Source organism: Piscinibacter sp. PDB1-1, from assembly GCF_056675995.1.
In genome coordinates, this window is record NZ_JBWVZJ010000001.1 from 567414 (window position 1) to 591093 (window position 23680).

Annotated in this window: 20 protein-coding genes and 2 riboswitches; of the genes, 10 read left to right on the forward strand and 10 right to left on the reverse strand. The window is 66.5% G+C overall.

Translation table 11 applies throughout. From position 1 onward, the window contains the following. Positions 1-22 precede the first annotated feature (22 nt). The 3 genes from efp to mnmC all read left to right on the forward strand — a co-directional run bounded on the left by efp (position 23) and on the right by mnmC (position 3534). Complete coding sequence (gene efp, locus AC1KAR_RS02590) at positions 23-577, forward strand: elongation factor P (protein WP_480314389.1); 555 nt, start codon at positions 23-25, stop codon at positions 575-577. Positions 578-646: 69 nt separating this feature from the next. Next, positions 647-1573: a heme-dependent oxidative N-demethylase subunit alpha family protein gene (locus tag AC1KAR_RS02595; RefSeq protein ID WP_480314390.1), complete on the forward strand. Its 927-nt coding sequence runs from the start codon at positions 647-649 to the stop codon at positions 1571-1573. Beyond that, complete coding sequence (gene mnmC, locus AC1KAR_RS02600; RefSeq protein ID WP_480314391.1) at positions 1570-3534, forward strand: bifunctional tRNA (5-methylaminomethyl-2-thiouridine)(34)-methyltransferase MnmC2/FAD-dependent 5-carboxymethylaminomethyl-2-thiouridine(34) oxidoreductase MnmC1; 1965 nt, start codon at positions 1570-1572, stop codon at positions 3532-3534. Before AC1KAR_RS02595 ends, mnmC begins: the two co-directional genes overlap by 4 nt. Positions 3535-3559: 25 nt before the next feature. Here mnmC and AC1KAR_RS02605 read toward each other — a convergent pair whose 3' ends face one another. Both AC1KAR_RS02605 and rpiA read right to left on the reverse strand, forming a co-directional pair. After that, positions 3560-3751, reverse strand: a complete 192-nt coding sequence (locus tag AC1KAR_RS02605; protein WP_480314392.1) for a hypothetical protein — start codon at positions 3749-3751, stop codon at positions 3560-3562. A gap of 86 nt (positions 3752-3837) precedes the next feature. Then, positions 3838-4494: a ribose-5-phosphate isomerase RpiA gene (rpiA, locus tag AC1KAR_RS02610; protein ID WP_480314393.1), complete on the reverse strand. Its 657-nt coding sequence runs from the start codon at positions 4492-4494 to the stop codon at positions 3838-3840. 81 nt (positions 4495-4575) lie between these two features. Here rpiA and AC1KAR_RS02615 point away from each other — a divergent pair, with 81 nt between their 5' ends. Continuing rightward, positions 4576-5616, forward strand: a complete 1041-nt coding sequence (locus tag AC1KAR_RS02615) for a quinone-dependent dihydroorotate dehydrogenase (protein WP_480314394.1) — start codon at positions 4576-4578, stop codon at positions 5614-5616. Positions 5617-5652: 36 nt separating this feature from the next. Here AC1KAR_RS02615 and AC1KAR_RS02620 read toward each other — a convergent pair whose 3' ends face one another. Together AC1KAR_RS02620 and AC1KAR_RS02625 are read right to left on the reverse strand one after the other, a co-directional pair. Beyond that, entirely contained in the window at positions 5653-6291 is a 639-nt protein-coding gene (locus tag AC1KAR_RS02620; RefSeq protein ID WP_480314395.1) for a CoA transferase subunit B, read from the reverse strand. Positions 6292-6316: 25 nt separating this feature from the next. Next, complete coding sequence (locus AC1KAR_RS02625; RefSeq protein ID WP_480314396.1) at positions 6317-7018, reverse strand: CoA transferase subunit A; 702 nt, start codon at positions 7016-7018, stop codon at positions 6317-6319. Positions 7019-7142: 124 nt separating this feature from the next. Between AC1KAR_RS02625 and AC1KAR_RS02630 the strand changes: the two genes are divergently transcribed. Next, positions 7143-7706 carry a LuxR C-terminal-related transcriptional regulator gene (locus tag AC1KAR_RS02630; protein WP_480314397.1) on the forward strand — a complete coding sequence of 188 codons (564 nt, stop codon included), beginning with the start codon at positions 7143-7145 and terminating at the stop codon, positions 7704-7706. On the opposite strand, the gene AC1KAR_RS02635 is transcribed toward AC1KAR_RS02630, so the two are convergent. The 4 genes from AC1KAR_RS02635 to AC1KAR_RS02650 form a co-directional block, all read right to left on the reverse strand. Then, positions 7696-10080, reverse strand: coding sequence for a transporter substrate-binding domain-containing protein (locus AC1KAR_RS02635; protein ID WP_480314398.1), 2385 nt, complete (start codon positions 10078-10080; stop codon positions 7696-7698). The genes AC1KAR_RS02630 and AC1KAR_RS02635 overlap by 11 nt on opposite strands. 5 nt (positions 10081-10085) lie before the next feature. Then, positions 10086-10514: an acyl-CoA thioesterase gene (locus tag AC1KAR_RS02640; RefSeq protein ID WP_480314399.1), complete on the reverse strand. Its 429-nt coding sequence runs from the start codon at positions 10512-10514 to the stop codon at positions 10086-10088. A 21-nt stretch (positions 10515-10535) separates the two neighbouring features. Then, positions 10536-11198 (reverse strand): YceH family protein, encoded by a 663-nt coding sequence (locus tag AC1KAR_RS02645; protein WP_480317735.1) that lies wholly within the window; start codon positions 11196-11198, stop codon positions 10536-10538. Between the two features lie 87 nt (positions 11199-11285). Next, positions 11286-12068 carry an SDR family oxidoreductase gene (locus tag AC1KAR_RS02650; protein WP_480314400.1) on the reverse strand — a complete coding sequence of 261 codons (783 nt, stop codon included), beginning with the start codon at positions 12066-12068 and terminating at the stop codon, positions 11286-11288. Between the two features lie 162 nt (positions 12069-12230). Between AC1KAR_RS02650 and AC1KAR_RS02655 the strand changes: the two genes are divergently transcribed. The 4 genes from AC1KAR_RS02655 (at position 12231) to gcvP (ending at position 18776) form a co-directional block, all read left to right on the forward strand. Next, positions 12231-13916 (forward strand): electron transfer flavoprotein-ubiquinone oxidoreductase, encoded by a 1686-nt coding sequence (locus AC1KAR_RS02655; protein ID WP_480314401.1) that lies wholly within the window; start codon positions 12231-12233, stop codon positions 13914-13916. Positions 13917-13936: 20 nt separating this feature from the next. Next, positions 13937-14037: riboswitch (glycine riboswitch) on the forward strand. A gap of 22 nt (positions 14038-14059) precedes the next feature. Continuing rightward, positions 14060-14173, forward strand: a riboswitch (glycine riboswitch). 60 nt (positions 14174-14233) lie between these two features. Then, complete coding sequence (gene gcvT, locus AC1KAR_RS02660; protein WP_480314402.1) at positions 14234-15370, forward strand: glycine cleavage system aminomethyltransferase GcvT; 1137 nt, start codon at positions 14234-14236, stop codon at positions 15368-15370. 56 nt (positions 15371-15426) lie between these two features. Next, positions 15427-15801, forward strand: coding sequence for a glycine cleavage system protein GcvH (gene gcvH, locus AC1KAR_RS02665; RefSeq protein WP_480314403.1), 375 nt, complete (start codon positions 15427-15429; stop codon positions 15799-15801). Positions 15802-15842: 41 nt separating this feature from the next. Beyond that, positions 15843-18776 carry an aminomethyl-transferring glycine dehydrogenase gene (gene gcvP, locus AC1KAR_RS02670; RefSeq protein ID WP_480314404.1) on the forward strand — a complete coding sequence of 978 codons (2934 nt, stop codon included), beginning with the start codon at positions 15843-15845 and terminating at the stop codon, positions 18774-18776. 6 nt (positions 18777-18782) lie between these two features. On the opposite strand, the gene otsB is transcribed toward gcvP, so the two are convergent. Next, on the reverse strand, positions 18783-19538 hold the full coding sequence (gene otsB, locus AC1KAR_RS02675) for a trehalose-phosphatase (protein ID WP_480314405.1): 756 nt from the start codon (positions 19536-19538) through the stop codon (positions 18783-18785). A 9-nt stretch (positions 19539-19547) separates the two neighbouring features. Then, positions 19548-21767 (reverse strand): alpha,alpha-trehalose-phosphate synthase (UDP-forming), encoded by a 2220-nt coding sequence (locus tag AC1KAR_RS02680; protein WP_480314406.1) that lies wholly within the window; start codon positions 21765-21767, stop codon positions 19548-19550. A gap of 113 nt (positions 21768-21880) precedes the next feature. Here AC1KAR_RS02680 and AC1KAR_RS02685 point away from each other — a divergent pair, with 113 nt between their 5' ends. Further along, positions 21881-23677 (forward strand): glycoside hydrolase family 15 protein, encoded by a 1797-nt coding sequence (locus AC1KAR_RS02685; protein ID WP_480314407.1) that lies wholly within the window; start codon positions 21881-21883, stop codon positions 23675-23677. Positions 23678-23680 lie beyond the last annotated feature (3 nt).

Sequence of the window (23680 nt, forward strand, 5' to 3'; positions counted from 1 at the left end):
AGCTCCCGCATCGGAAATCGCTATGAAGATTGCTCAAGAAATTCGCGCTGGCAACGTCATCATGCAGGGCAAGGACCCGATGGTCGTGCTCAAGACGGAATACAGCCGCGGTGGCCGAAACGCCGCCACGGTGCGCATGAAGCTCAAGAGCCTGCTCAACAACTCGGGCACCGAAGTCGTCTTCAAGGCCGACGACAAGATGGACCAGATCATCCTGGAAAAGAAGGAGTGCACCTACTCCTACTTCGCCGACCCGATGTACGCGTTCATGGACGCCGAGTACAACCAGTTCGAGGTCGAGGCCGAGAACATGGGCGACGCCATCCAGTACCTGGAAGACCAGATGCCCGTGGAAGTGGTGTTCTACGAAGGCAAGGCCATCTCTGTCGAGTTGCCGACCAGCCTGGTGCGCGAAGTGACGTACACCGAACCCGCCGTCAAGGGCGACACCTCGGGCAAGGTGCTCAAGCCCGCCAAGCTGGCCACCGGCTTCGAGGTCTCGGTGCCGCTGTTCGTTGAGACCGGCGACAAGATCGAAATCGACACCCGCACGCACGAGTACCGCAAGCGCGTGTAACGCCTGTCGGCGTGAGGGAAGGTGGGCCCGCTCTGCGGGCCCTTTTCGTTTTCTGGGCATGATTTGCGAATGGCCTTTGATTTCGCGAGCGTCAGCGCCCCGTTCCGCATGCAGCCCGGATTGCGCCGGCTCGCGCCCGGCGCGGCTCAGCTGACGCCCAATGCACCCGGCGATCGGGCCCTGCGCGAGAAGCTGGCCGTGCTCAGTGCGTATCCAGAGCAGGCCTTGCTGCAGGTGAGCGGCTTTGACGCGCAACCCGCGCTCGAGGCGCTGAGCAGGCAAGCGGCCGTCGAGCATCCGTCGGCTTGGTCCATTGGCCCTGATGGCGCACTGCATGCCCTGCGGCTGGGCTGTTCGCTGCACGGTGACGACGTGGTGCAGCATGGCGCCGCCATGCCAGAGGTTGTCGCGTGCGTGAAGGCGCTGCCGCCGCCATGGCGCCACGCTGCCCTGCTCTGCCTGGCCTTCGCCGAAGACTTCGCCATCATCGATGGCCGCCATGCCACGATCCCCTGGTTGGCCGTGTGCCTGCCGTCGGGGTGGGCACCTGAAGAGAAGATTGGCCGCCACTTCGCCGAGGTGCACGCGCCTGTCGCCGACAACCAAATGCTGCTCGGCGCGAGCGAGCATCTGGCGCGGCTCGTCACGGGCCCGGAGCGGTGGGAGCGCTTCGTGTGGACGATCACGCGCCACCCACGCTTGCACGCACACCCCGCGCGCAAGGAGCACTCTGCCTGGCCGGCGAACGCATCGCCCGATGAACTCGTGCGCGAGACTCGCTTCCGCACCGAGCGCCAGACCTTCATTCCATTGCCTCAGTTGGGCCAGGCGGTGTTCACCATCCACGTCGAACTGACACCCTTGACACTGGCCTTGTCGACGGCCGAGCAACGAATGCAGGTGCACGACGCCCTCGCGAGCATGAGCGCAGCCGTGCTCGCCTACCGTGGCCTGACAGATGCTCGCGCTCGCCTGCTGGAGTGGCTGGGCCGATGAACTCGCAGCCGATCATCCCGGCCCTGCTGAGATTCACCGATGAAGGCCTGCCGTATTCACCGGAGTTCCAGGACGTCTACAACCCGCAGGCCGACGCCTTCTCGCAGACGCGACATGTGTTCCTGAACGGCAACGACTTGCCAAGGCGCTGGCATGGCCGCGAGCGATTCGTCGTGCTCGAGACGGGCTTCGGCCTGGGCAACAACTTTCTCGCTACCTGGCAGGCGTGGCGCGAAGACCCGGCGCGCTGTCAACGACTGGTGTTCCTCTCCATCGAGAAGCACCCGTTTCGCGCGAGCGACATGCGCCGAGCCCACGAGCGCTCCCCGCTCGCGTCGCTCGCCAGCGAACTCATCGCAGCCTGGCCGCCGCTCACCCACAACCTGCACACGATGCACTTCGAAGGCGGTCGGGTGCAGCTGATGCTGGCACTGGGCGACGTGCAGGCGTGGTTGCCCGAACTCACCGCACGCGTCGATGCCTTCTACCTCGATGGTTTCAAGCCTGCGTGCAATCCGCAGATGTGGCAACCGCAAGTGCTGAAGGCGCTGGCGAGATTGGCCGCGCCCGACGCGACCCTGGCCACCTGGACGGCCGCCGCCGCCGTACGAACGGGGCTGCGCACCGCCGGCTTCGAGGTGCGCAAGGCGCCGGGCAGTGGAGGCAAACGAGACATCACGCTCGCCCGATACGCACCGGCGTTCGTGCCGCGAAGCGCGCCGGTTCGGCGCGGTTCGAGCAGCACTGAACAACGCGCACTCATCGTCGGCGCGGGGCTGGCCGGCAGCGCCACGGCCGCGGCGCTTGCGAAGCAAGGCTGGCACAGCGTCGTCTGCGACCGCCACGCGCACGCCGCGCAGGAAACCTCGGGCAACCCGGCCGGTCTCTTCCACGGGGTCGTCAACTCGCAAGATGGCACGCACGCGCGCTTCAACCGTGCGGCTGCCCTGCTTGCGCAACGCGGGATTGCAGATGCGCTGCAGGCTGGCGCTGTCGCAGGCTCAGCGACCGGCCTGCTGCGGCTGGACGATGGCGACCCCGTCACCATGGCCGCCACCTTGACCCGCCTCGGCCTGCCCACCGACTACGTGCGCGCCCTCTCGCCCGGCGAGGCCAGCGAGATGTCCGGCCTGCCACTCGATCAGGCGGCCTGGTTCTACCCCGGCGGCGGTTGGGTCGACCCTGCCGCGCTGGCCCGCCACTGGCTCGATCGCGCACGCCCCTGGGCGCTTCTTCGCGGTGACACGCGGGTCGAGGGGCTGCGCCGGCACGGCCCCCGCTGGCAATTGCTCGATGCGCACGGCAGCGTCATCGACGAGGCCGAGGTCGTGGTCCTGGCCAACGCCGGCGACGCACAACGCCTGCTTGGCCACGCGCTCTGGCCGATCGCCCCGCTGCGTGGCCAACTCAGCCAGATCGACGCCACCCGGTTGCCGCGCACACGGCTGCCTATCGCGGGTGCCGGATACCTGCTGCCGCCCGTCGATGGCCGCACCACGTTCGGCGCGACCTCGCAAGCACACGACATGGACCCCGCGGTGCGCGAGATCGACCACCGCGCCAACCTCGAACAACTGGCGCGGCTGCTGGGTGTACCGGCCATCGAACTGCCGATGTCCGAACTGGATGGCCGCACCGGCTGGCGCTGGTCGACGCCCGACCGCCTGCCCTTGGTCGGTGCGGTGCCAGACATGCAGGCGACCTCTGCCATGGCCCGCCCGCTGGACCAGCCTCGTTTCGTACCTCGGTTGGATGGGCTCTATGTGCACGCCGCGCTCGGCTCGCGCGGCATCACCTGGTCAGCCCTGGGCGCTCAGACCGTGGCGGCGCTGATCTCGGGCGCACCCTGCCCGATTGAAACCAGCCTGCTCGATGCGATCGACCCCGCGCGCTTCATCAGCCGCGCGGTGCGGCGCGCGTCGCGGCCGGGAGATGCGGCGCCGGCGGCGTCGGCGGACTGAGCCGCCGGCCGACGCAGCCCACGCTTCAGACCTGGTTGGGCGGCGGCGCGGCGCCTTCCTCGGTCGTCTCGGAGCCGGCTTCTTCGCCCGGCTCGGCCTCGTCCTGCCCCGGCCCGCCCGATTTGCGTTCGGCGCGTTCCTTGATCTTCTCTTCTTTCTTCTTCTTCTTCGCCAGTTCTCGCTGGCGCTTCTCGAACGAATAGTTTGGTTTGGCCATGGGCCGTCCTTCCTCTGAGCGCAGCTCGGTTCGCTGTGAAACAGCCCCGAGGGTACGCGGTGTTGGATCGCGCTGGAAGTGCGCGATCAGAAAGTCAGCGTTTTCACGCCCTGCGCCGTGCCCAGGAGGCACACGCTCGCCTTGTTGCGCGCAAAGATGCCCACGCTCACCACGCCCGGCCACTGGTTGATGTCGCGCTCCATGGCAGTGGGGTCGGTGATCGACAGCCCGCGCACATCGAGGATGTGGCACCCGTTGTCCGTCACCCCGGCGCGGAGCTGCGCGTCACCACCCAGCGTGCGCAGCCGACGGGCCACTTGCGCTGCCGCCATCGGGATCACCTCCACCGGCAGCGGGAAGCGCCCCAGTGTCTGTACGAGCTTGGACTCATCGGCGATGCAGATGAAGCGCTCGGCGATGTCGGCCACGATCTTCTCGCGCGTGAGCGCCGCGCCACCACCCTTGATCATGTGGCCGCCGTGGTCGATTTCGTCGGCCCCGTCGATGTAGACCGGAATGCTGTCGACGCCGTTGCTGTCGAGCACCGAGATGCCATGCGCGCGCAGGCGCTCGCTGCTTTTCTCGCTGCTGGAGACGGCACCGGCGATGCGGTCCTTCATGCCGGCGAGTGCGTCAATGAAGCAATTGACGGTCGACCCGGTACCGACACCGACCACACTGCCGGGCACCACGTAGGCCAGCGCGGCCTGGCCTACCAGGGCCTTGAGTTCGTCTTGAGTCATGGGGTTGCGTGGCACCGGTGGGGCCACGGGCGTTTGAGACAATCCGGTGATTATCCAAGACCCCTTCTGCGTCGCCTCGGCATGTCCTTCGTTCCCTACGCCCTCACCCGCCCTTTCCTCTTCGGCCTCGATCCCGAGCAGGCCCACGACCTGACCCTGGGTGCGCTCGCACGCATCCAGCACACCCCGCTGATCTGCGCCGTGGCGCAGACGCCGGTGGAGGACCCGCTGACGCTGGCCGGCCTCAAGTTCCGCAACCGTGTGGGTCTGGCCGCGGGGCTGGACAAGAACGGCCGCGCGATCGACGCGTTCGGCGCCATGGGGTTCGGCTTCGTCGAAGTGGGCACGGTCACGCCCAAGGCGCAGCCGGGCAACCCCAAGCCGCGCATGTTCCGCCTGCCCGAAGCCCAGGCGCTGATCAACCGGCTGGGCTTCAACAACGAAGGCCTCGACACCTTCGTCGCCAACGTCAAGCGCAGCCGCTTCCGCCAGCAAGGCGGCATCCTGGGCCTGAACATCGGCAAGAACGCCGCCACGCCCATCGAGCGGGCAGTAGACGACTACCTGATCTGCCTCGACGGCGTGTACCCGCACGCCGACTACGTGGCGGTCAACATCTCGTCGCCCAACACCAAGAACCTGCGCGAATTGCAAAGCGATCAGGCACTCGATGCGCTGCTGGCCGCCGTGCAGGAGCGCAAATCGAAGCTCGCCCAGACGCACGGCAGGCAGGTGCCGATCTTCGTGAAGATCGCGCCCGATCTCGACGAGTCGCAAGTGGCGGTGATCGCCACCTCCATCCGCGAGAACGGCATCGATGGCGTGATCGCCACCAACACCACGCTGGCGCGCGATGCCGTGAAACACCTGCCGCATGGCGAAGAGACTGGCGGCCTCTCTGGCGCGCCGGTGTTCGAGGCCAGCAACCGGGTGATTGCGCAATTGCGCGCCGCCCTGGGTGCCGGCGTTCCGCTCATCGGCGCCGGCGGCGTGATGAGCGGCGCCGATGCGCAGGCCAAGCTTGCGGCCGGCGCCGACCTGGTGCAGCTCTACACCGGCTTCATCTACAAGGGCCCGCCGCTCGTGACCGAGGCTGCGCAGGCCATGAAAAAGGGCCGCTGAACGCGGCCCGTCTTCGTGGGTTTGGGCGTAAGCGGCTCAGTGCAGCGGCACGCCGGTCTTGCTCTGCAACTCTTCGCGGCTCACACCTGGAGCCATCTCTACGAGCTTCAGGCCTTGAGGGGTGACGTCCATCACCGCCAGGTCAGTGATGATGCGGTTGACCACGCCGACACCGGTGAGCGGCAGCGTGCACTTGGGCAGGATCTTGAGGTCGGTGCTGCCGTCCTTCTTCTTGGCCACGTGCTCCATCACCACCAGCACGCGCGGCACGCCGCCCACCAGGTCCATGGCGCCGCCCATGCCCTTGACCATCTTGCCGGGGATCATCCAGTTGGCGAGGTCGCCCTTCTCGCTGACCTGCATGGCGCCGAGGATGGCGAGGTTGATCTTGCCGCCACGGATCATCGCGAAGCTGTCGTGCGAGCCGAAGATGCTGGTGCCGGGGATGGTCGTCACGGTCTGCTTGCCGGCGTTGATGAGGTCGGCGTCGACTTCGTCTTCGGTCGGGAAGGGGCCGATGCCCAGCATGCCGTTCTCGCTTTGCAGCCACACCTCGATGTCGGCCGGCACATGGTTCGCCACGAGCGTGGGGATGCCGATGCCGAGATTCACGTAGTAGCCGTCCTTCAGCTCGGAGGCGGCCTTCGCGGCCATTTCGTCTTGGGTCCAGGGCATGTCGTTCTCCTTCTTGTGCTCAGGGTCAGGCCGCCGGGCGGGTGAGGCGCTTCTCGATGCGCTTCTCGGGCGAAGCGTTCACCACGATGCGGTGCACGTAGATGCCGGGCAGGTGGATGGCATCCGGATCGAGCGCGCCGGTCTCGACGAGTTGCTCGACCTCGACGATGGTGATCTTGCCGGCCATCGCGCACGCCGGGTTGAAGTTGCGTGCCGTGCGGCGAAAGACGAGATTGCCGCTCTTGTCCGCAATGTGCGCCTTGACGAGCGCCACATCGGGCACCAGCGACTTCTCCATCACGTAGAGCTGGCCGTCGAACTCGCGCGTCTCCTTGCCTTCGGCGACCATCGTGCCGACACCGGTGCGGGTATAGAAGGCCGGGATGCCCGCACCGCCTGCGCGCAGCTTCTCGGCGAGCGTGCCCTGCGGCGTGAACTCCAACTCCAGCTCGCCGGCCAGGTACTGGCGCTCGAACTCCTTGTTCTCGCCCACGTAGCTGGAGATCATCTTCTTGATCTGGCGTGATTCGAGCAGCAGGCCGAGGCCGAAACCGTCGACCCCCGCGTTGTTCGAGATGGCCGTGAGGTCCTTCGCGCCGCTGTCGCGCAGCGCTGCAATCAGTGCCTCGGGGATGCCGCACAGGCCGAAACCGCCAACAGCCAGCAACTGGCCATCCTTGACGACCCCTTTCAGCGCCTCGGCGGCACTGGGATAGACCTTGTTCATGTCCTGTCTCTCCTCACGGTGGATTGCAGCCGGCAAGGGTACTACTTAACGAATTACGTAGTCGTTACGTAGAATTCATTACACACATACCCGGCACCTGGCCGGCGAAGCGGTGCCTCACACGATGACTCTGAACGCCGACGACTACCGAACCGCCTTCGACCTCGCCCCCGTGGGCATGGTCTTGTCGCGCAACCGGCTGATGGTGGACTGCAACCAGCAGCTGCTGGAGATGTTCGGTGCGTCGATCGAGCAACTGCTGGGCCAATCCTTCGAGATCCTCTACCCCACCCACGACGAGTTCGAGCGCACCGGCGCGCGCATCGTGGCCAGCCTCAACGCCAACGGCTGGTATGCGGACGAACGCGTCATGAAACGGGTGAGCGGCCCGCAGGGTGGCGAGCTGTTCTGGTGCCACGTGGCAGGCCGCGCGCTCGACCCGAAACAGCCCCACGCCGCAGGCATCTGGACGTTCGAAGACCTCTCGCCGGTGCGCCAGCTCAAGGCCGAACTCACGGCACGCGAACGTGAGATCGCCGCCCTGTTGATCGACGGCCTGACCAGCAAACTGATCGGCAAGAAGCTGGGCATCAGCCCCCGCACCGTGGATGTCTATCGCGCGCGGTTGATGCGCAAGTACGCCGCCGCCACCACACCCGAACTGGTGCACAAGCTGCTCAGCGTCTGATCGCGAGCGGCACCCGGACGGTGAACACCGCCCCTTGACCGGGCGTGCTGCGTGCCTCGACGCGCCCGCCCATTGCCACAACAATCTGGCGCGCGATCGCCAGGCCCAGGCCCGCGCCATGGCGCAGCCGCAGCCCTTCGGCACCCTGCGCGTAGGGCTCGAATATGCGCGTGATCTCATCGGCCGACATGCCGGGGCCGTTGTCGGCCACGGTGATCTCGAAGTCACGCAAGATGGAATCCGCGTTGCCGCTCACCCATCGCCCCCGAACACTGACGCCACCCTTGTCGGTGAACTTGACGGCGTTGTGCAGCAGGTTGCTCATCACCTGCTGCAGCCGTGGGCCGTCAACGTTCACCGTTTCGCCATGGGCTTCGCACCGCGACTCGAAGCCGATGCCCTTCTGGTGCGCCGCCAGCTGGCCCGGCGCGACCATGCGCGTCCACAGAACCGACAGGCTCTGCAACTGCGCTTGCAGTTCGATTGGCTTGGCCAGCGTCTGCTCGTAGGCCAGCGTGGACTCGAACACCTGGCTCAGGCCGTGCATCGATTCGGACATCGCATCGAGCAGCGAGCCCCGGAATGTCTCGTCGGGGTGGTCCTTGGCCATTTCCGCCGCGCTTGCCACCGTGCCCAGGGTGCCGCGCAACTCGTGCGCCAGGTAGGACAGGAACTTGCTGCGCGTCGCCGCCGCGTCCTCGGCCAGCTTTCGGCCCTGCGCCTCGATCGCGCGCGCCGCCGCCATCTTGCGGCGGCTGTGCCAGAGCAGCGCCATGCCCACGAGCGCTGCCAGCAGGATCGGCGCGCCCCAGGTGATGAGCTTGCGCAGCGAGACACCGGGCTGCACTTTCACCACCAGCCAGCGTTCGGCGATGTCGCTCGACTCGGCTTCGCTCACGGCGTCGAGCCCCTTGCGCAGGATCTGCTTGAGTTCCGGCTGGCCGGCGCGCACCCCGAAGTACAACTCGCTGTCACCCCCCGCGACCGTGCCGGTGATGCGCAGCACGCCACCGAAGCGGCGCTCGATCAGCTCGTTGACCACCTTGACGTTGCCCAACGCCACGTCGGCCCCGCCCTCGGACAGCGCCTCGAGCACCTGATCGATCCGCTCCAGCTCCACGAGATGGATGCCCGGGTAGCGCGCCTTCAGTTCGGGGATCAGAAAGTGCCGCTTCATGACGGCCACCTTGCGAACGCCGAACTCGCGCACATCGCTGAGCAGGCTCGGGTCGTCTGCGCGCATCACGATGGCCGTGGGCACGCGCGAGAAGGGGCCGACGAAGTCGTAGTCGGGCCGACGCTGCGGGATGCGGGCCAGCCCCACGAGGACGTCGAACTTGCTGGCCACCCCGTCGGAATAGATGCTGGTGAAATCACCGCCCTGCTCGGTCTGTATCGACAGGCCGGTCTTGCGCGCCACCAGCCTCATGTAGTCGATCGCCAGGCCCTGGGCCTCGCCCAGGTCACCTTGCCGCGAGATGGGCGAGAAGTTCGCGTCGTAGCCGATGCGCACGCGGCCATTGCGGCCCACCCAGTCAGCTTCGGCCGGCGTGAGCTCGGCCTTGGCGCCGCTCGGCGACGCCAGGCGACTGGCTGGCAACCAGCGTGCAGCCAGGGCCGATCGGTCGGCGGCGGTCACCGTACCGATGGCCTTGTCCAGCACCTCGCGCAGCAACTGCGCGTCGCGCCGCACTGTGGGGCCGATGACGACGCTGCCGGGCCCGAGGTTGCGGCGGATCACCAGGTTGGCCAGAAAGAGCTTCTCGACGTGGTAGACCACCACTTGCTGGTACCCGATGAAAAGATCGGCTGTACCGGACGCAACGGCCCTCAGCGCATCCTCGGGCGTTGCAAACAATGCGACCTTGGCGCCCGGGTAGCGGGTGGCCAGCATCGCCGCAGCCGGCGAGCCCTCGACAACGGCCACGCTGTGCTGGCCGAAATCGCCGTTGGCCGAGACGTCGGGCACGTCACGCCGCGCGACCAGCACCTGGTCGGCCGAGAACACCGGCAGGGTCGCCAGCGCATTGCCCGCCTGCGGCAAGGCGTAGGGGACCATGTCGATCTCGCCTGCCAGCAAGGCACGAACGGCTTCGTCGTTGTTCTCGAAACGACGCAAGTCGACCGACATGTCCAGCCGCTCGGCCCACAGGTCGATCATGCTGATCACGAACCCATGCGGACGCTCCGGCGCTGGCGGCACAAAGTAATACGGCGGGTATTCGCGCGACACACCGACTCGCAGTTGCGGATGGGTCTGCACCCAGGCACGCTGCACGGCCGTGAGGTCGATTCCTTGCACTGGCTCCTGGGCCCGCGCGGCGGCGGCCAGCGCCATCACAGCCATGAGCATGAGGGCGCGAAGGAGCGGCATCGTGATCACACGGTCGGGTCGATCAGAGTGCGCAGGCGATCGGGGAACGGCATCGACTTCTGTTGCGGAAAGTTCACCCACACGATGGTGGCCCCGCCCGCCGCGCTGACCACGCCGGGTTGATCGAGGCGCTCCAGCGTGGTGAAGGAATCGAAGCTGCTGCGGCCGAGATTCGCCGCGTAGGTCTTGGCGAGGATCTCGCCGGGATACTCGAGCTGCTTCAGGAAGTTGCAGAAGGCATTGATGATCACGAAGCCTTCGCCGCCCGGGTCGGGCTGGAAGCCCGCTTCATTGAGCCACTCGATACGTGCCGTCTCCAGGTAGCGGAAGTAGCTCACGTTGTTGACATGGCCCATGGCGTCCATGTCGCCCCAACGGATGGCAATCTGCATCTGGTGAACCAGTCGCTTGTGCTCCGGGATCTCGATGCGCATGCGCCCTCCCTCTCCTTGGCCTCAAGTCTTACCGACGCCCAGCTCGACGTAAAGCCTTTCCACGAGGGATCGCAGGTCGTGTAGTTCGCTCTGCATGGCTTGCTGCTGCGCGCGAAGCGCGGCCAGCTCCGTCGCCGCGACGAAATCTTCAGGCGCGGCCGACACCGCAATCGCTGCCACGTCGACCTCACCGCACAGCAGGTGTGTCCAGCGCGCTTCGCGGGCGCCTGGCGCGCGCGGCAGCTTGAGCGCCAGGGCGCCGCCCTTCTCGTCGGATCGATTGGCCAGTTCGTCGAGAAAGGCCTCCACCGACGACACGTCCGCAAAGCGATGCAGGCGATCGCAGTTGGCGCGCAATTCGGCGCTGGTCTGCGCCCCGCGCAGCATGAGCACAGCCAGTATCGCGACCGATTGCGATGGGAGCGCGAGCGTGCGGCCGAGGTTGTGCTCATAACGAGCTACCCGGGAGCCGCTGGACTCGAATACCAGGTGCAGCTGCTTCAACGCATCGACGGCCACCTGCACCTCGGCGTCGGTCGCGTTCATCACCGGGTCGCGTGCGGTCTTCTGGTTGCAGCCCGACGCCAGCGCGTTGAGCGAGAGCGGGTAGCTGTCTGGGACGGTGTGCGCCTTCTCGATCAGCACGCCCAGCACGCGCGCCTCAAGCAGCGACAAATCACGCATGCGCGCCGCCCAGCGCCGGGTCGCCCCAGTCAAGGCGGCATCCCCTCGCGGGATCGACGGGTGTACTCATCCGGCGACGGCTCGCCATCAGAGCGCGAAGCCGTCGTCGGCCTGGATCACGGCGCCGTTCACGAAGTGACTCTGGTTGGAGCAAAGCATCATCAGCACCACGTCCAGGTCCTGCGGCTGGCCGACGCGCTTTCGCGGCAGCATGCTGATGAGTTTCTGGCCCTGGTCGGTATGCCAGTGGTGGTGGTTGATCTCGGTGTCGATGTAGCCGGGGCAGATGGCGTTCACGTTGATGCCGTAGCGGCCCCATTCGAGCGCCATGGCGCGGGTCATGTGAACCACCGCGGCCTTGCTCATGCAGTACACGCCGATCTGGCCGAGCACCTTGAGCCCCGCCATCGACGCAATGTTGACGATGCGCCCACCCGTGAAGGTGCCGGGGGCCGCGCCCCGGGAGCGCGCGATCATCCGCTTGCCAACCTCTTGCGCCACGAAGAAGGCACCCTTCGTGTTGGTGTCCATCACGTGGTCGTAGTCGTCGGGCGAGACCTCGGTGAGCTTCTGCGTGGTGCTCACACCCGAGTTGTTGACCAGGATGTCGATGGTGCCCACCTCGGTCTCGGCGTGCGCCACGGCTGACTTGATGCTGTCGTGGTCGGTCACGTCGAGTTCGACCACGTGGGCATCGCCGTCCGAGGCTTCGATCTCGGCGCGCAGCGCTTTCAGCCGCTCGACGCGGCGACCTGCGAGGACAACTGCGGCCCCTGAAGTCGCCAAGGTCTTCGCGAATTGGGTGCCCAACCCACTCGAAGCACCGGTCACCAGGGCCACACGGCCCGACAGATCGATGGTGTAGCCCATGTCGTACTCCTCAACGTCGTCTTCGGAAAGTGGCGATGAAGATATCACGCAGCCACGACATCACTGGCCTCGCGCCTGCACAGCGAAACAGAAACGAACGACCGTTCTTTTCGGTCTTCTCCGCAATTAGAATGCGCGGTGATGCTTAATCAAGGAGACTGCATGACCCCCGCCGAAATTCTTGCCCAGTACGGTCCTCGCGAGGCCATGGAATATGACGTGGTCATCGTCGGCGGCGGCCCGGCGGGCATGGCAACGGCGATTCGCATCAAGCAACTCGCGGCTGCCCAGGAGAAGGAAGTCTCCGTGGTCGTGCTCGAAAAGGGCTCCGAGCCCGGCGCACACACGCTGAGTGGCGCGGTGATGGACCCGAAGGCCCTCACCGAACTGATCCCAGACTGGAAGGAAAAGGGCGCACCGCTCAACCAGGCGGTCACCGGCGACAAGCTGCTGTGGCTGACGCAGGGCGGCGCGTTCGACACGCCGCAGTTCCTGATTCCCAACTGCTTCCACAACGAAGGCAACTACATCGTCGGCCTGGGCAACGTGGTCAAGTGGCTCGGACAGCAGGCCGAAGCGCTCGGCGTGGAGATCTTCCCCGGCTTCGCGGCCGCTGAGGTGCTCTACAACGAAAACGGGTCGGTCAAGGGCGTGGCCACCGGCAATGTCGGCATCGGCAAGGACGGCCAGCCCAACGAGAACTTCCAGCTCGGCATGGAGCTGCACGGCAAGTACACCGTGTTCGCCGAAGGCTCGCGCGGCCATCTGGGCAAGCAGCTCATCGCCAAGTTCCACCTCGACGAAGGCCGCGACCCGCAGGCCTACGCGATCGGCGTGAAGGAGCTGTGGGAGATCGCCCCGGCCAAACACAAGGCCGGCCTCGTGATCCACACCGCTGGCTGGCCCATGAAGGACGACACCTATGGTGGCGGCTTCATGTACCACCTGGAAGACAACAAGGTCACGCTCGGGCTCGTCACAGGCCTCAACTACAGCAACCCCTGGCTGAGCCCGTTCGAGGAGATGCAGCGCTGGAAGACGCACCCGCGCATCAAGCAGTTCCTCGAAGGCGGCAAGCGCCTGAGCTACGGCGCACGCGCCATCACCACGGGCGGCATCATGAGCCTGCCCAAGACGATCTTCCCGGGCGGCGCGCTCGTGGGCTGCGACGCGGGCTACCTGAACGGGGCGCGCATCAAGGGCAGCCATGCGGCGATCAAGAGCGGCATGCTGTGCGCCGAATCGTTGTTCAAGGCTGTGACGGCTGGCCGCGAGGGCGACGAGCTCACGGACTACCCGCAGGCCTTCGAGAAGAGCTGGCTCAAGCAGGAGCTGGAGGGCTCGCGCAATTTCAAGAGCTGGTTCAAGTTCGGCAACCTGTTCGGTGCGCTGATGGTGGGCATCGAGCACTGGGTGCTGCCGCGCCTGGGCTTCAAGGCGCCGCCGTGGTCCTTCCACCGCGAGAAGGCCGACCACCTGTACCTCAAGCCGGCCGCCGAGTGCGAGCAGATCGCCTACCCGAAGCCTGACAACAAGATCACCTTCGACCGCCTGGGCTCGGTGTTCGTCTCGAACACCAACCACGAAGAGCACCAGCCCTCGCACCTGACGCTGAAGGACCCCAGCGTGCCGGTGCAGATCAACCTCGCCAAGTACGCGGGCCCGGAGAGCCGCTACTGCCCCGCTGGGGTGTACGAGTTCGTCAAGAACGCGGACAACACCGACCGCCTGCAGATCAACGCGCAGAACTGCGTGCACTGCAAGACCTGCGACATCAAGGACCCGACGCAGAACATCGTCTGGGTCACCCCGGAAGGCGGCGGCGGCCCGAACTATTCCGGCATGTAAATCGCCGCGGGGGGACTACACTCCCCCAGCCAGGAGAGAGCTTCCCCGAGAAGCCGCCGAAGGCGCAGGGCCCAGCAAATGCCGGGCTCGAACGCTCAGGCAAAAGGACTGGCAAACGCTTCGCGTCATGTGCACGACGTGTGGCGTACCTCGCTGGAGAGAGGCCCACCCCGAGTGGGCCCACCGAAGGGGCAAGTGCGAAGCCGGTCTGACCGGCCCGCATCAATCTCTCAGGTAGAGCGGACAGTGAGGGCATTAAGGCATTCATCGCGCAGGCGATGGATGCTTTGACAACAACAATGCCCTCGGAGATCGTCATGTCCGCCCAACCCTTGCCGCATAGCCCCGCCCTGCTGACAACGCCGCTCTACGCGCTCCACGTCGAACTCGGGGCCAAGATGGTGCCTTTCGCTGGCTACGACATGCCGGTGAACTACCCCGGCGGCATCATTGCGGAGCACAAGCACTGCCGAGAATCGGCGTCGCTGTTCGATGTGTCTCACATGGGCCAGGTACGACTCGTGGGCGCCGATGCCGCCAAGGCGCTCGAATCGCTGGTGCCGGTCGACGTGGTCGATCTGGCGGTCGGCAAGCAGCGCTACGGCTTCTTCACCAATGCCAGCGGCGGCATCCTCGACGACCTGATGATCACGCGGCGCGAAGACGACCTCTTACTCGTCGTCAACGCCGGCTGCAAGGCGGCCGACGTCCGCCACCTCACCACCCACATCGGTCACCGCTGCAGCGTGCAAGCGTTGCCCGACAACGCCCTGCTGGCGCTGCAGGGGCCGAAGGCCGTGACGGCCCTGCGCCGCCTTAACCCGGCCGTGGCCGATCTCACCTTCATGACCGGCATGCACGCGCACATTGCCGGTGCCGATTGCTTCGTCACGCGGTCCGGCTACACCGGCGAAGACGGCTTCGAGATCTCGGTGCCGGCCGACGTGGCCGAGGCGCTGGCACGCGCACTGCTTGCCCTGCCCGAAGTCAAGCCCGCCGGCCTGGGGGCACGCGACACGCTGCGCCTGGAGGCCGGCCTGTGCCTCTATGGACACGACATCAACGACAGCACCACACCGGTCGAAGCCGGTCTCACCTGGGCGATCCAGAAGGTGCGCCGTGCCGGCGGCGCCCGCGCCGGTGGCTACCCCGGGGCCAACGTGATCGACAGCCAGATGGCGCATGGCGCCAGCAACAAGCGCGTGGGCCTGCTCGGCCTGGAGCGCGTGCCGGTGCGCGAGGGCGCCAGTCTGGTCGACGCCAAGGGTCACAAGCTCGGCCACGTGACGAGCGGCACGCTGTCGCCCACCGTCAATCAGCCCATCGCGATGGCCTACCTCGCCAGCAACCATGCGCTGGCGCACCACGAGGTGTTCGCCGAGGTGCGCGGCAAGGCACAACCCATGCGGGTGACCACAATGCCTTTCACGCCACACCGCTACCACCGCGGTTGATCGGCTTTCCTCTTTCTTTCCAGCCCTCTTCGTTTCTTCCCATACCAGGAGCACCCATGACGACCATGTACACCCCCGATCACGAGTGGATCAACATCGAAGACCACGAGGCCGCCACGGTGGGCATCACGCTGCATGCGCAGGATGCTCTGGGCGACGTGGTGTTCGTGGACCTGCCCGAGGTGGGCCGCAGCTTCAAGAAGGGCGAAGTGGCCGGCGTGGTCGAGTCCGTCAAGGCGGCCGCCGACCTGTACATGCCGGTCAGCGGCGAGATCGTCGAAGTCAACGAGGCATTGCGCGCCGACCCGGCCCTGGCCAACACCGATCCGCTGGGGAACGGCTGGTTCTTCAAGGTCCGCGTGGCCGACATGGCCGAGTTCGAGCACCTGCTCGATGCGCCCGCCTACGACGAGCTCGTCAAGAACGCCTGATCCTTCTTTCTCCGACAGCTATTCCCCTGCCCTGCACCGCCATGTCGACGCCTGCGCTCCAATCTCTCGGTGAGCTCGAGAACTCCAGTGAATTCGTTGCCCGCCACATCGGCATCGAACCCGAGGACGAACGGCGCATGCTGTCCGCCATCGGTGCGGCCTCGCGCCAAGCACTGATCGAGGCCATCGTGCCGCGCGCCATCGCGCGCCCCAAGCCGATGGATCTGCCGGCGCCGCTCACCGAGGCCCAGGCGCTGGCCGAACTCAAGGCATTGGCGGGCAAGAACAAGGTGCTGAGGAGTTTCATCGGCCAGGGGTACCACGGCACGCACACGCCGGGCGTCATCTTGCGCAACATCCTCGAGAACCCCGCCTGGTACACCGCGTACACGCCCTACCAGGCCGAGATCTCGCAAGGGCGCATGGAGGCGCTGGTCAACTTCCAGACCATGGTGTGCGACCTCACCGGCATGTCGATCGCCAACGCGTCGATGCTCGACGAGGCCACCGCCGCCGCCGAGGCCATGACGCTGGCGCGCCGCAGCGTGCGTGCCAGCGGCAACGTGTTCGTGGTGTCGGGCGATACCCACCCGCAGACGCTCGAAGTGCTGAACACCCGCGCGCAGCCGCTGGGCATCACCGTGAAGGTGGCGAATTCGCACGACGAGTGGACGGCTGCCGTCAACGCCGACGACTACTTCGCGGCGATGGTGCAGTACCCGGCCAGCAGCGGCTGGATCTACGACTGGACGGCTGAAGTCGAAACGGTCCACGCCAAGAAAGCTGCGTTCATCATGGCGGCCGACCTGTTGGCACTGACGCTGCTCAAGACCCCGGGCGAGATGGGCGCAGACATCGTGCTCGGCACCACGCAACGCTTCGGCATGCCCATGGGCTGCGGTGGCCCGCACGCGGCCTACCTGGCCACCAAGGACGAGTTCAAGCGCTCGCTGCCCGGCCGGCTGGTCGGCGTGAGCGTCGATGCGCACGGCAACCCGGCCTACCGCCTGGCGCTGCAAACGCGCGAGCAGCACATCCGCCGCGAAAAGGCCACCTCCAACATCTGCACGGCGCAGGTGCTGCCCGCCGTGGTGGCGAGCATGTACGCCGTCTACCACGGCCCGCAGGGCCTCACGCGCATCGCGCAGCGCGTGGCGCGCTACACCGCGATCCTGGTGGCCGGCCTGCAAAAGCTTGGCCTCGACCTCTCGACCACGGCCACGCACCACCTGGAGCGCGGCACCTTCGACACCTTGTGCATCCGCACCGGCGACAACACCGAGCGCCTGATGCAGCGCGCCGTGTCGCTCGGCGCCAACCTCCGTCGCGCATGGGACGGCTGGGTCTGCATGTCGCTCGACGAGACCACCACACGCGACGACCTCGCGCTGCTCTGGCGCGTGTTTGCCGACGACAAGCAAGCGCTGCCGAGTGTGGACGACCTGGCCGGCGCGCCCGACCTCATCCCGGCCGCGATGCGCCGCAAGACGCCTTTCCTCACGCACCCGGTCTTCAACACCCACCACTCCGAGACCGAGATGCTGCGCTACATCCGCAGCCTGTCGGACAAGGACATCGCGCTCGACCGCAGCATGATCCCGCTGGGCTCGTGCACGATGAAGCTCAACGCGACCAGCGAGATGATCCCCATCACCTGGCCCGAGTTCGCCAACGTGCACCCCTTCGCGCCGCAGGATCAGCTGCAGGGCTACGCCGAGCTTGACCAGCAGCTGCGCGACTGGCTCTGCCAGGCCACCGGCTACGCCGGCATCAGCCTGCAGCCCAACGCCGGCTCGCAGGGCGAGTACGCCGGCCTGCTGGCCATCAAGGCCTTCCACGAGGCCAAGGGCCAGGGCCACCGCAACATCTGCCTGATCCCCGAATCGGCCCACGGCACCAACCCCGCCAGCGCGCAGATGGTGGGCATGCAGGTGGTGGTGACCAAGTGCGACGCCGACGGCAACGTCGACCTCGCCGACCTCAAGGCCAAGTGCGAGCAACACAGCGCCCACTTGGCCTGCGTGATGATCACCTACCCCAGCACTTACGGCGTGTTCGAGACGCGCGTGAAGGAGCTGTGCGCGCTGATCCACCAGCACGGCGGCCGCGTCTATGTCGACGGCGCCAACATGAACGCGCTGGTCGGCATTGCTGCGCCGGGCGAGTTCGGCGGCGACGTGAGCCACCTCAACCTGCACAAGACCTTCTGCATCCCGCACGGCGGTGGTGGCCCGGGCGTCGGCCCCGTCTGCGTGGTCGAAGACCTCGTGCCCTATCTCCCGGCGCACCGCGCGGCCGGCCTGGGTGCCGAGACCAACGTCGGCGCCGTCAGCGCCGCACCACTCGGCAACGCAGCCGTGCTGCCGATCAGCTGGATGTACGTGCGCATGATGGGCGCCGATGGCCTGAAGCAGGCCACCGAGACCGCCATCCTGAGCGCCAACTACATTGCGGCGCGCCTGGCCGAGCACTACGACATCCACTACAGCGGCAACATCGCCGGCGTGAAGGGTGGCGGCGTGGCGCACGAGTGCATCCTCGACCTGCGCCCGCTGAAGGACAGCTCGGGCGTGACCGCCGAAGACGTGGCCAAGCGCCTCATCGACTACGGCTTCCACGCGCCCACGCTGAGCTTCCCGGTGGCCGGCACGCTGATGGTCGAGCCGACCGAGAGCGAGCCTCTGGTCGAGCTCGATCGCTTCTGCGACGCAATGATCGCCATTCGCCAAGAGATCGCACGCGTCGAACAGGGCCAGTGGCCGCAGGACGACAACCCGCTGAAAGCCGCGCCGCATACCGCACCAGCCTTGCTCAAGAACGAGTGGCCCCACCCGTACACGCGAGAAGAGGCGGCCTACCCGGTGAAGAGCCTGCGCCTGCAGAAGTACTGGGCGCCGGTGGGTCGTGTGGACAACGTCTACGGCGACCGCAATCTCTTCTGCAGCTGCGTGCCACTCAGCGAGTACGAGGGCTGACGCAGCTCAGGCGTTGTTCGCCCGGGCCAGCTCCAACAGGCGCTGCAGCAACTGGCCCATGTCGTCCTGTGAGTCGACGACGAAGCGCGCCTTGCTCGGGTGGCCGTCGTTGCCGACCTTGATCGTGAGCCAGTCGGACGGCACGCGCTCGAAGACGGGCTCGTCGTTGATGTCGTCGCCAGCGAACAGCGCGGCATCCACGCCGCTGCGCCGCACGAGCGACATCACCGCATCGGCCTTGTCGTCGGCATCGTCGGGGGCGATGTTCAGAACACACTTGCCGTGGAACAGGTGCAGCCCGGTGTGCGCCCCATCGAGCAAGTTGTCGATCCACGCCCGAGCGGCGCGCTGGTCAGGCGCCTGACGGTAGTGCAAGGCGAGCGAGAAAGTCTTGTCTTCAAGCGAGATGCCCAGGGCGTGCCATTCAGACGAGAGCGCCCCCAGCTTGCTGCGCACATCGTTCAGGCGGTGCAGCGAGCCCGCCGCCATCGCGCCGTGCGGGTCTTCGGCGCCGTGGTTGCCGAGGATGTAGCGCGGCGAGAACGGCAGGCGGGTGGAGACGTCGGTCACGGACCGGCCGGTGACGATGGCTGTGGGCAACAACGTGGCCAATTCGGCGAGCGTGTCCGACCAATCCGCAGGCACGCGCGCGCGCTCCGGGCGCGTGACGATGGGTGACAGCGTGCCGTCGAAATCAAAGGCCAGCAAAGGCTTGCGCCGCATCAGTTCGACCAGCGCCTGATCGCCTTGTGGCGAGAACATCGGCTCCATTCAATCCACCCGATGCTTCAACATGCGCGCCTCGACACGGCTTCGCAGGCGCAGGCGTGCCGCGTGCGACAGCATCCGGCCGGCCCAGCGGAAGACGTTCGACTCGCGCACCGTGGCGCGCATGTTGGCCATGCGCTCGCGCTGTTCGGCGGGCGGCATGTTGATGGCGCGGTACAGCGCTTCGGCCGTCTCCTCGACGTGGTACGGGTTCACGATCAAGGCCTCGCCCAACTCGCGCGCTGCGCCGGCGAAGCGGCTGAGCACGAGCACGCCCTGCTCGTCGTCACGTGCAGCGACGAACTCCTTGCACACGAGGTTCATGCCGTCGTGCAGGCTGGTCACGGCACACACGTCGGCCGCGCGGTACAACTCTGTCAGCGCCTGGTGCCCGTGGTGCTTGGCCAGCAGGTGCACCGGCTTGTAGCCCGTCTTGCCGTAGCGGTCGTTGATGCGCTGCGTGACCTGCATGATGCGGTCCTGGAAGACGCGGTACTCCTCCAGCGACGACCGCGTAGGCGCAGCGACCTGAACGAATGCGAACTGACCCACGCACTCGGGGTGCTTGGCCAGCAGGTTCTCGACCGCGTGCAAGCGCTCCAGGATCCCCTTGGTGTAGTCGAAGCGATCGACGCCCACCGCCAGCTTCAAGGTGGGCGCAAAACCCATGCGTGCGAACACCTGCTCGCGGCACACCGCGGCCGGCGCCACGGCCTGACTCTCTTCGATGCTCGGCCATGCGATCGAGATGGGGTAGCTCTCGATAAGTGTCTCGTCAGCCTGGTACGAGATGGTTGAGTGTTCGTGCTCGATGCGCGCTTCGAGGTTGCGGTCCACCGTCTCGATGAAGTTCTTGCAGTGAAAGCGCGTGTGAAATCCAAGGATGTTGCTGCCGAGCAGGCCCTGCAGCAACTCCTGCCGCCACGGGCAGATGCTGAACGACTCGGGGTTGGGCCAGGGGATGTGCCAGAAGGTGATGATGGTTGCGCGCGGCAGCTTCGCGCGCACCATGGCCGGCACCAATGCGAAGTGATAGTCCTGCACCAGCACGATTGGGTCTTCACCACGCGCCTCGGCCACAACAGCGTCCGCAAAGCGCTGGTTGACCTCGCGGTACATGCGCCAGTCTGATTCGCGGAACACAGGGCGCACGTGCGCCACGTGACACAGCGGCCACAGGCCTTCGTTGGCAAAGCCGTAGTAGTAGCCCTGCTCTTCTTCCTGCGTGAGCCAGATGCGGCGCAGCACGTACTCGGGCTTGCCGGGCGGCACCTGCACACGGTCGTTCTCATCGACGGTGCTGCGGTCGGCATCGCCGCTGCCATGCGCGATCCAGGTACCCGCGCAGGCTCGCACGACCGGCTCCACTGCCGTCACGAGGCCGCTGGCCGGTTGCTCGATGACGATGCCATCGGGCGTATTCACATGGATGTAGGGCTCCCGGTTGGAGACGACGATGACCTGGTCATCGCGCATCTGCGTCTGCAGCAGCGAGCGAAGGCGATCGGGGTTCCATTCTTCGTCGCTGCCGAGGGCGCGACGGTACTCGTCTTCGAGGTCACGCAGCCGGGCGCGCACGTCGGCCGCCAGGGGCGCAAGCTCGGGGGGCGCGCCGCCACCCGGCAGCGGCTTGATCAGGCCTTCGCCGCGCAGGATCGAGCGCATGCCCTTCACCCAGCCATGCCAGCTCAGCTGCGCCACGACCATGGTGATGATGGCCATCATCACGCCGATGGCCACGATCAGCAGGATGAGGTAGCGCCGCGTGTCCTGGCTGCGCCTGTCGATGAAACTCAGGTCGTGCAGGAGGATCAGGTCGGCGACATGTCGCCCCTCGTTGTCGACAGGGTAGAGCCCCACCTGCAGCGCGCCGCCGGAGACTCGCAGCAGCGGCTCCTTCGACGACGCCGTGTCCTGTGCCGCGCGACAGTCGAGCGTCTTCGGGTAGCCCGACGTGTGTTGCAGCAAGCGGCCGTCCTCGGCACACAAACCGACGGCCACCAGGCGCTCGTCTTGCACTGCGCGATTGAGCAGCGTCTGCACGCGCGAATCGCGGCCCTGCTGGAGGGCGTCTTCGATGGATTCGGACAAGGCGCTCGCGACCAGCGCGCCGCGCATGTTGAGATCGCGTGCGAACCATCGCAGCGTCAACTTGTCCATCAAGGGCAGCGCGATGTAGGCCGCGGCCGTGAGCGTGAGCACCAGCGGGACCAAAAATCGCAACTGCAACCGCAGCGTTTTCAATGAGAATAAATCGGACAGCAGAGCGAGCCTTTCGAAAGAGGGGCACCTTACCACCAGCAACAAATGCAAGACCTATTCCCACGAAGGAAGCCATGAAGAACTCTGCATCTCTTTCGCTCGGCGTCATCGGCAATTGCGCCATCAGCGCGCTCGTGGACAAGCAAGGCCGCATTGGCTGGTGCTGCTGGCCGCGCTTCGACGGCGACCCCATCTTCCATTCACTGCTCAATTCGACAGAAGGTCTTGCCGATTCCGGCAGTTTTTCCATCGAGATCGAGGAGTTCGCCCGCAGCGATCAGGCCTACGACGCGGGCACGGCGATTCTTCGCACGCAGCTGCACGACACCCACGGCAACGCCGTCGAGATCACCGACTTCGCGCCGCGCTTCTTCAACCGCGACCGCGTGTTCCGCCCGGCCCAACTGGTGCGCCGCGTGCGCGTGCTGGCCGGCCGGCCGCGCATCCGCATCGTGGTGCAGCCTGTGGGCCGGTGGGGCACCGTTGCTCCGGTGCTCACCCACGGAAGCAACCACATCCGCTACGTCGGTCCCGACCAGACGCTGCGCCTGACCACCAACGCGCCGCTCACCTACATCGGCAAGGAGAACTGGTTCGCGCTGCACGTGCCCATCAGCCTGGTGTTCGGCCCGGACGAGACTCTCGCCGGCGGCATCGAAGAAACCGCGCGCGACTTCGAGGAGCAGACCGCCCTCTACTGGCGCACCTGGACACGCCGCCTCGCGCTTCCGCTGGAGTGGCAAGACGCCGTGATCCGGGCGGCCATCACGCTCAAGCTGTGCCAGTTCGAGGACACCGGCGCCATCATCGCCGCCATGACCACCAGCATCCCCGAGGCGCCGCACAGCCAGCGCAACTGGGACTACCGCTACTGCTGGCTGCGCGATGCGTTCTTCGTGGTGCGGGCGCTCAACAGCCTGTCCGAAGTAGGCACGATGGAGGAGTACCTGCGCTGGCTCAACGACGTCGTGCGCGGCTCCAACGGCGATCACGTGCAGCCGCTGTACGGCATCGGCATGGAGAAGGAACTCCCCGAAAGCATGCTCACCCACCTGAGCGGCTACCGCGGCATGGGCCCGGTGCGCGTGGGCAACCAGGCGGCAGAGCACTTCCAGCACGACGTGTACGGCAACATCGTGCTCGGCGCGGCGCAGGCCTTCCACGACCACCGGCTCTTCCGCCGCGGCGATGCCAACGATTTCGCCCTGCTCGAAGGCATGGGCGAGCAAGCCTGGAAGCTGCACAACCAGCCCGACGCCGGCATGTGGGAGCTGCGCACCCGCTCGCGCATTCACACCTCGTCGTCGCTGATGTGCTGGGCAGCCTGCGACCGCCTGGCCAAGATCGCGCGCACGCTGGGGCAGGCCGAGCGCGCCGCCTTCTGGGGCGGGCGCGCGACGATCATCCGGGACACCATCCTCGTCAACGCCTGGAGCGATTCGCGCCAGGCGTTCGTCGAGAGCTTCGGCGGCAAGGACCTCGACGCCAGCGTGCTGCTGATGGCGGAGGTGGGCTTCATCGACCCCCGCGACCCGCGCTTCGTGAGCACCGTCGAGGCGCTCGAGAAGTCGCTGTGCGACGGCCCCTTCATGCGCCGCTACGAGGCACCCGATGACTTCGGCCTGCCCGAGACAGCCTTCAACGTCTGTTCGTTCTGGCGCATCGATGCGCTTGCGCGCATCGGCCGCACCGCGCAGGCACGCGAGATCTTCGAAGCCTTGCTCGCGAGCCGTAACCACCTGGGCCTGCTGTCCGAAGACCTGCACACCACCACGGGTGAGCTGTGGGGCAACTTCCCGCAGACCTACTCGATGGTGGGGGTGATCAACGGCGCGGTACGGCTGTCCACGCCCTGGGACACGGTGGTCTGACTC

Bases quoted from the DNA above. Each gene is read 5' to 3' on its own strand.
- gcvT (WP_480314402.1), top strand. From the start codon at position 14,234: ATGTCCGCCCAACCCTTGCCGCATAGCCCCGCCCTGCTGACAACGCCG.
- efp (WP_480314389.1), top strand. From the start codon at position 23: ATGAAGATTGCTCAAGAAATTCGCGCTGGCAACGTCATCATGCAGGGC.
- gcvH (WP_480314403.1), top strand. From the start codon at position 15,427: ATGACGACCATGTACACCCCCGATCACGAGTGGATCAACATCGAAGAC.
- AC1KAR_RS02640 (WP_480314399.1), bottom strand. From the start codon at position 10,514: ATGCGCATCGAGATCCCGGAGCACAAGCGACTGGTTCACCAGATGCAG.
- AC1KAR_RS02620 (WP_480314395.1), bottom strand. From the start codon at position 6,291: ATGCCCTGGACCCAAGACGAAATGGCCGCGAAGGCCGCCTCCGAGCTG.
- otsB (WP_480314405.1), bottom strand. From the start codon at position 19,538: ATGTTCTCGCCACAAGGCGATCAGGCGCTGGTCGAACTGATGCGGCGC.
- AC1KAR_RS02635 (WP_480314398.1), bottom strand. From the start codon at position 10,080: ATGCCGCTCCTTCGCGCCCTCATGCTCATGGCTGTGATGGCGCTGGCC.
- mnmC (WP_480314391.1), top strand. From the start codon at position 1,570: ATGAACTCGCAGCCGATCATCCCGGCCCTGCTGAGATTCACCGATGAA.
- gcvP (WP_480314404.1), top strand. From the start codon at position 15,843: ATGTCGACGCCTGCGCTCCAATCTCTCGGTGAGCTCGAGAACTCCAGT.
- AC1KAR_RS02615 (WP_480314394.1), top strand. From the start codon at position 4,576: ATGTCCTTCGTTCCCTACGCCCTCACCCGCCCTTTCCTCTTCGGCCTC.
- rpiA (WP_480314393.1), bottom strand. From the start codon at position 4,494: ATGACTCAAGACGAACTCAAGGCCCTGGTAGGCCAGGCCGCGCTGGCC.
- AC1KAR_RS02630 (WP_480314397.1), top strand. From the start codon at position 7,143: ATGACTCTGAACGCCGACGACTACCGAACCGCCTTCGACCTCGCCCCC.
- AC1KAR_RS02655 (WP_480314401.1), top strand. From the start codon at position 12,231: ATGACCCCCGCCGAAATTCTTGCCCAGTACGGTCCTCGCGAGGCCATG.
- AC1KAR_RS02625 (WP_480314396.1), bottom strand. From the start codon at position 7,018: ATGAACAAGGTCTATCCCAGTGCCGCCGAGGCGCTGAAAGGGGTCGTC.
- AC1KAR_RS02645 (WP_480317735.1), bottom strand. From the start codon at position 11,198: ATGCGTGATTTGTCGCTGCTTGAGGCGCGCGTGCTGGGCGTGCTGATC.
- AC1KAR_RS02650 (WP_480314400.1), bottom strand. From the start codon at position 12,068: ATGGGCTACACCATCGATCTGTCGGGCCGTGTGGCCCTGGTGACCGGT.
- AC1KAR_RS02605 (WP_480314392.1), bottom strand. From the start codon at position 3,751: ATGGCCAAACCAAACTATTCGTTCGAGAAGCGCCAGCGAGAACTGGCG.
- AC1KAR_RS02595 (WP_480314390.1), top strand. From the start codon at position 647: ATGGCCTTTGATTTCGCGAGCGTCAGCGCCCCGTTCCGCATGCAGCCC.
- AC1KAR_RS02685 (WP_480314407.1), top strand. From the start codon at position 21,881: ATGAAGAACTCTGCATCTCTTTCGCTCGGCGTCATCGGCAATTGCGCC.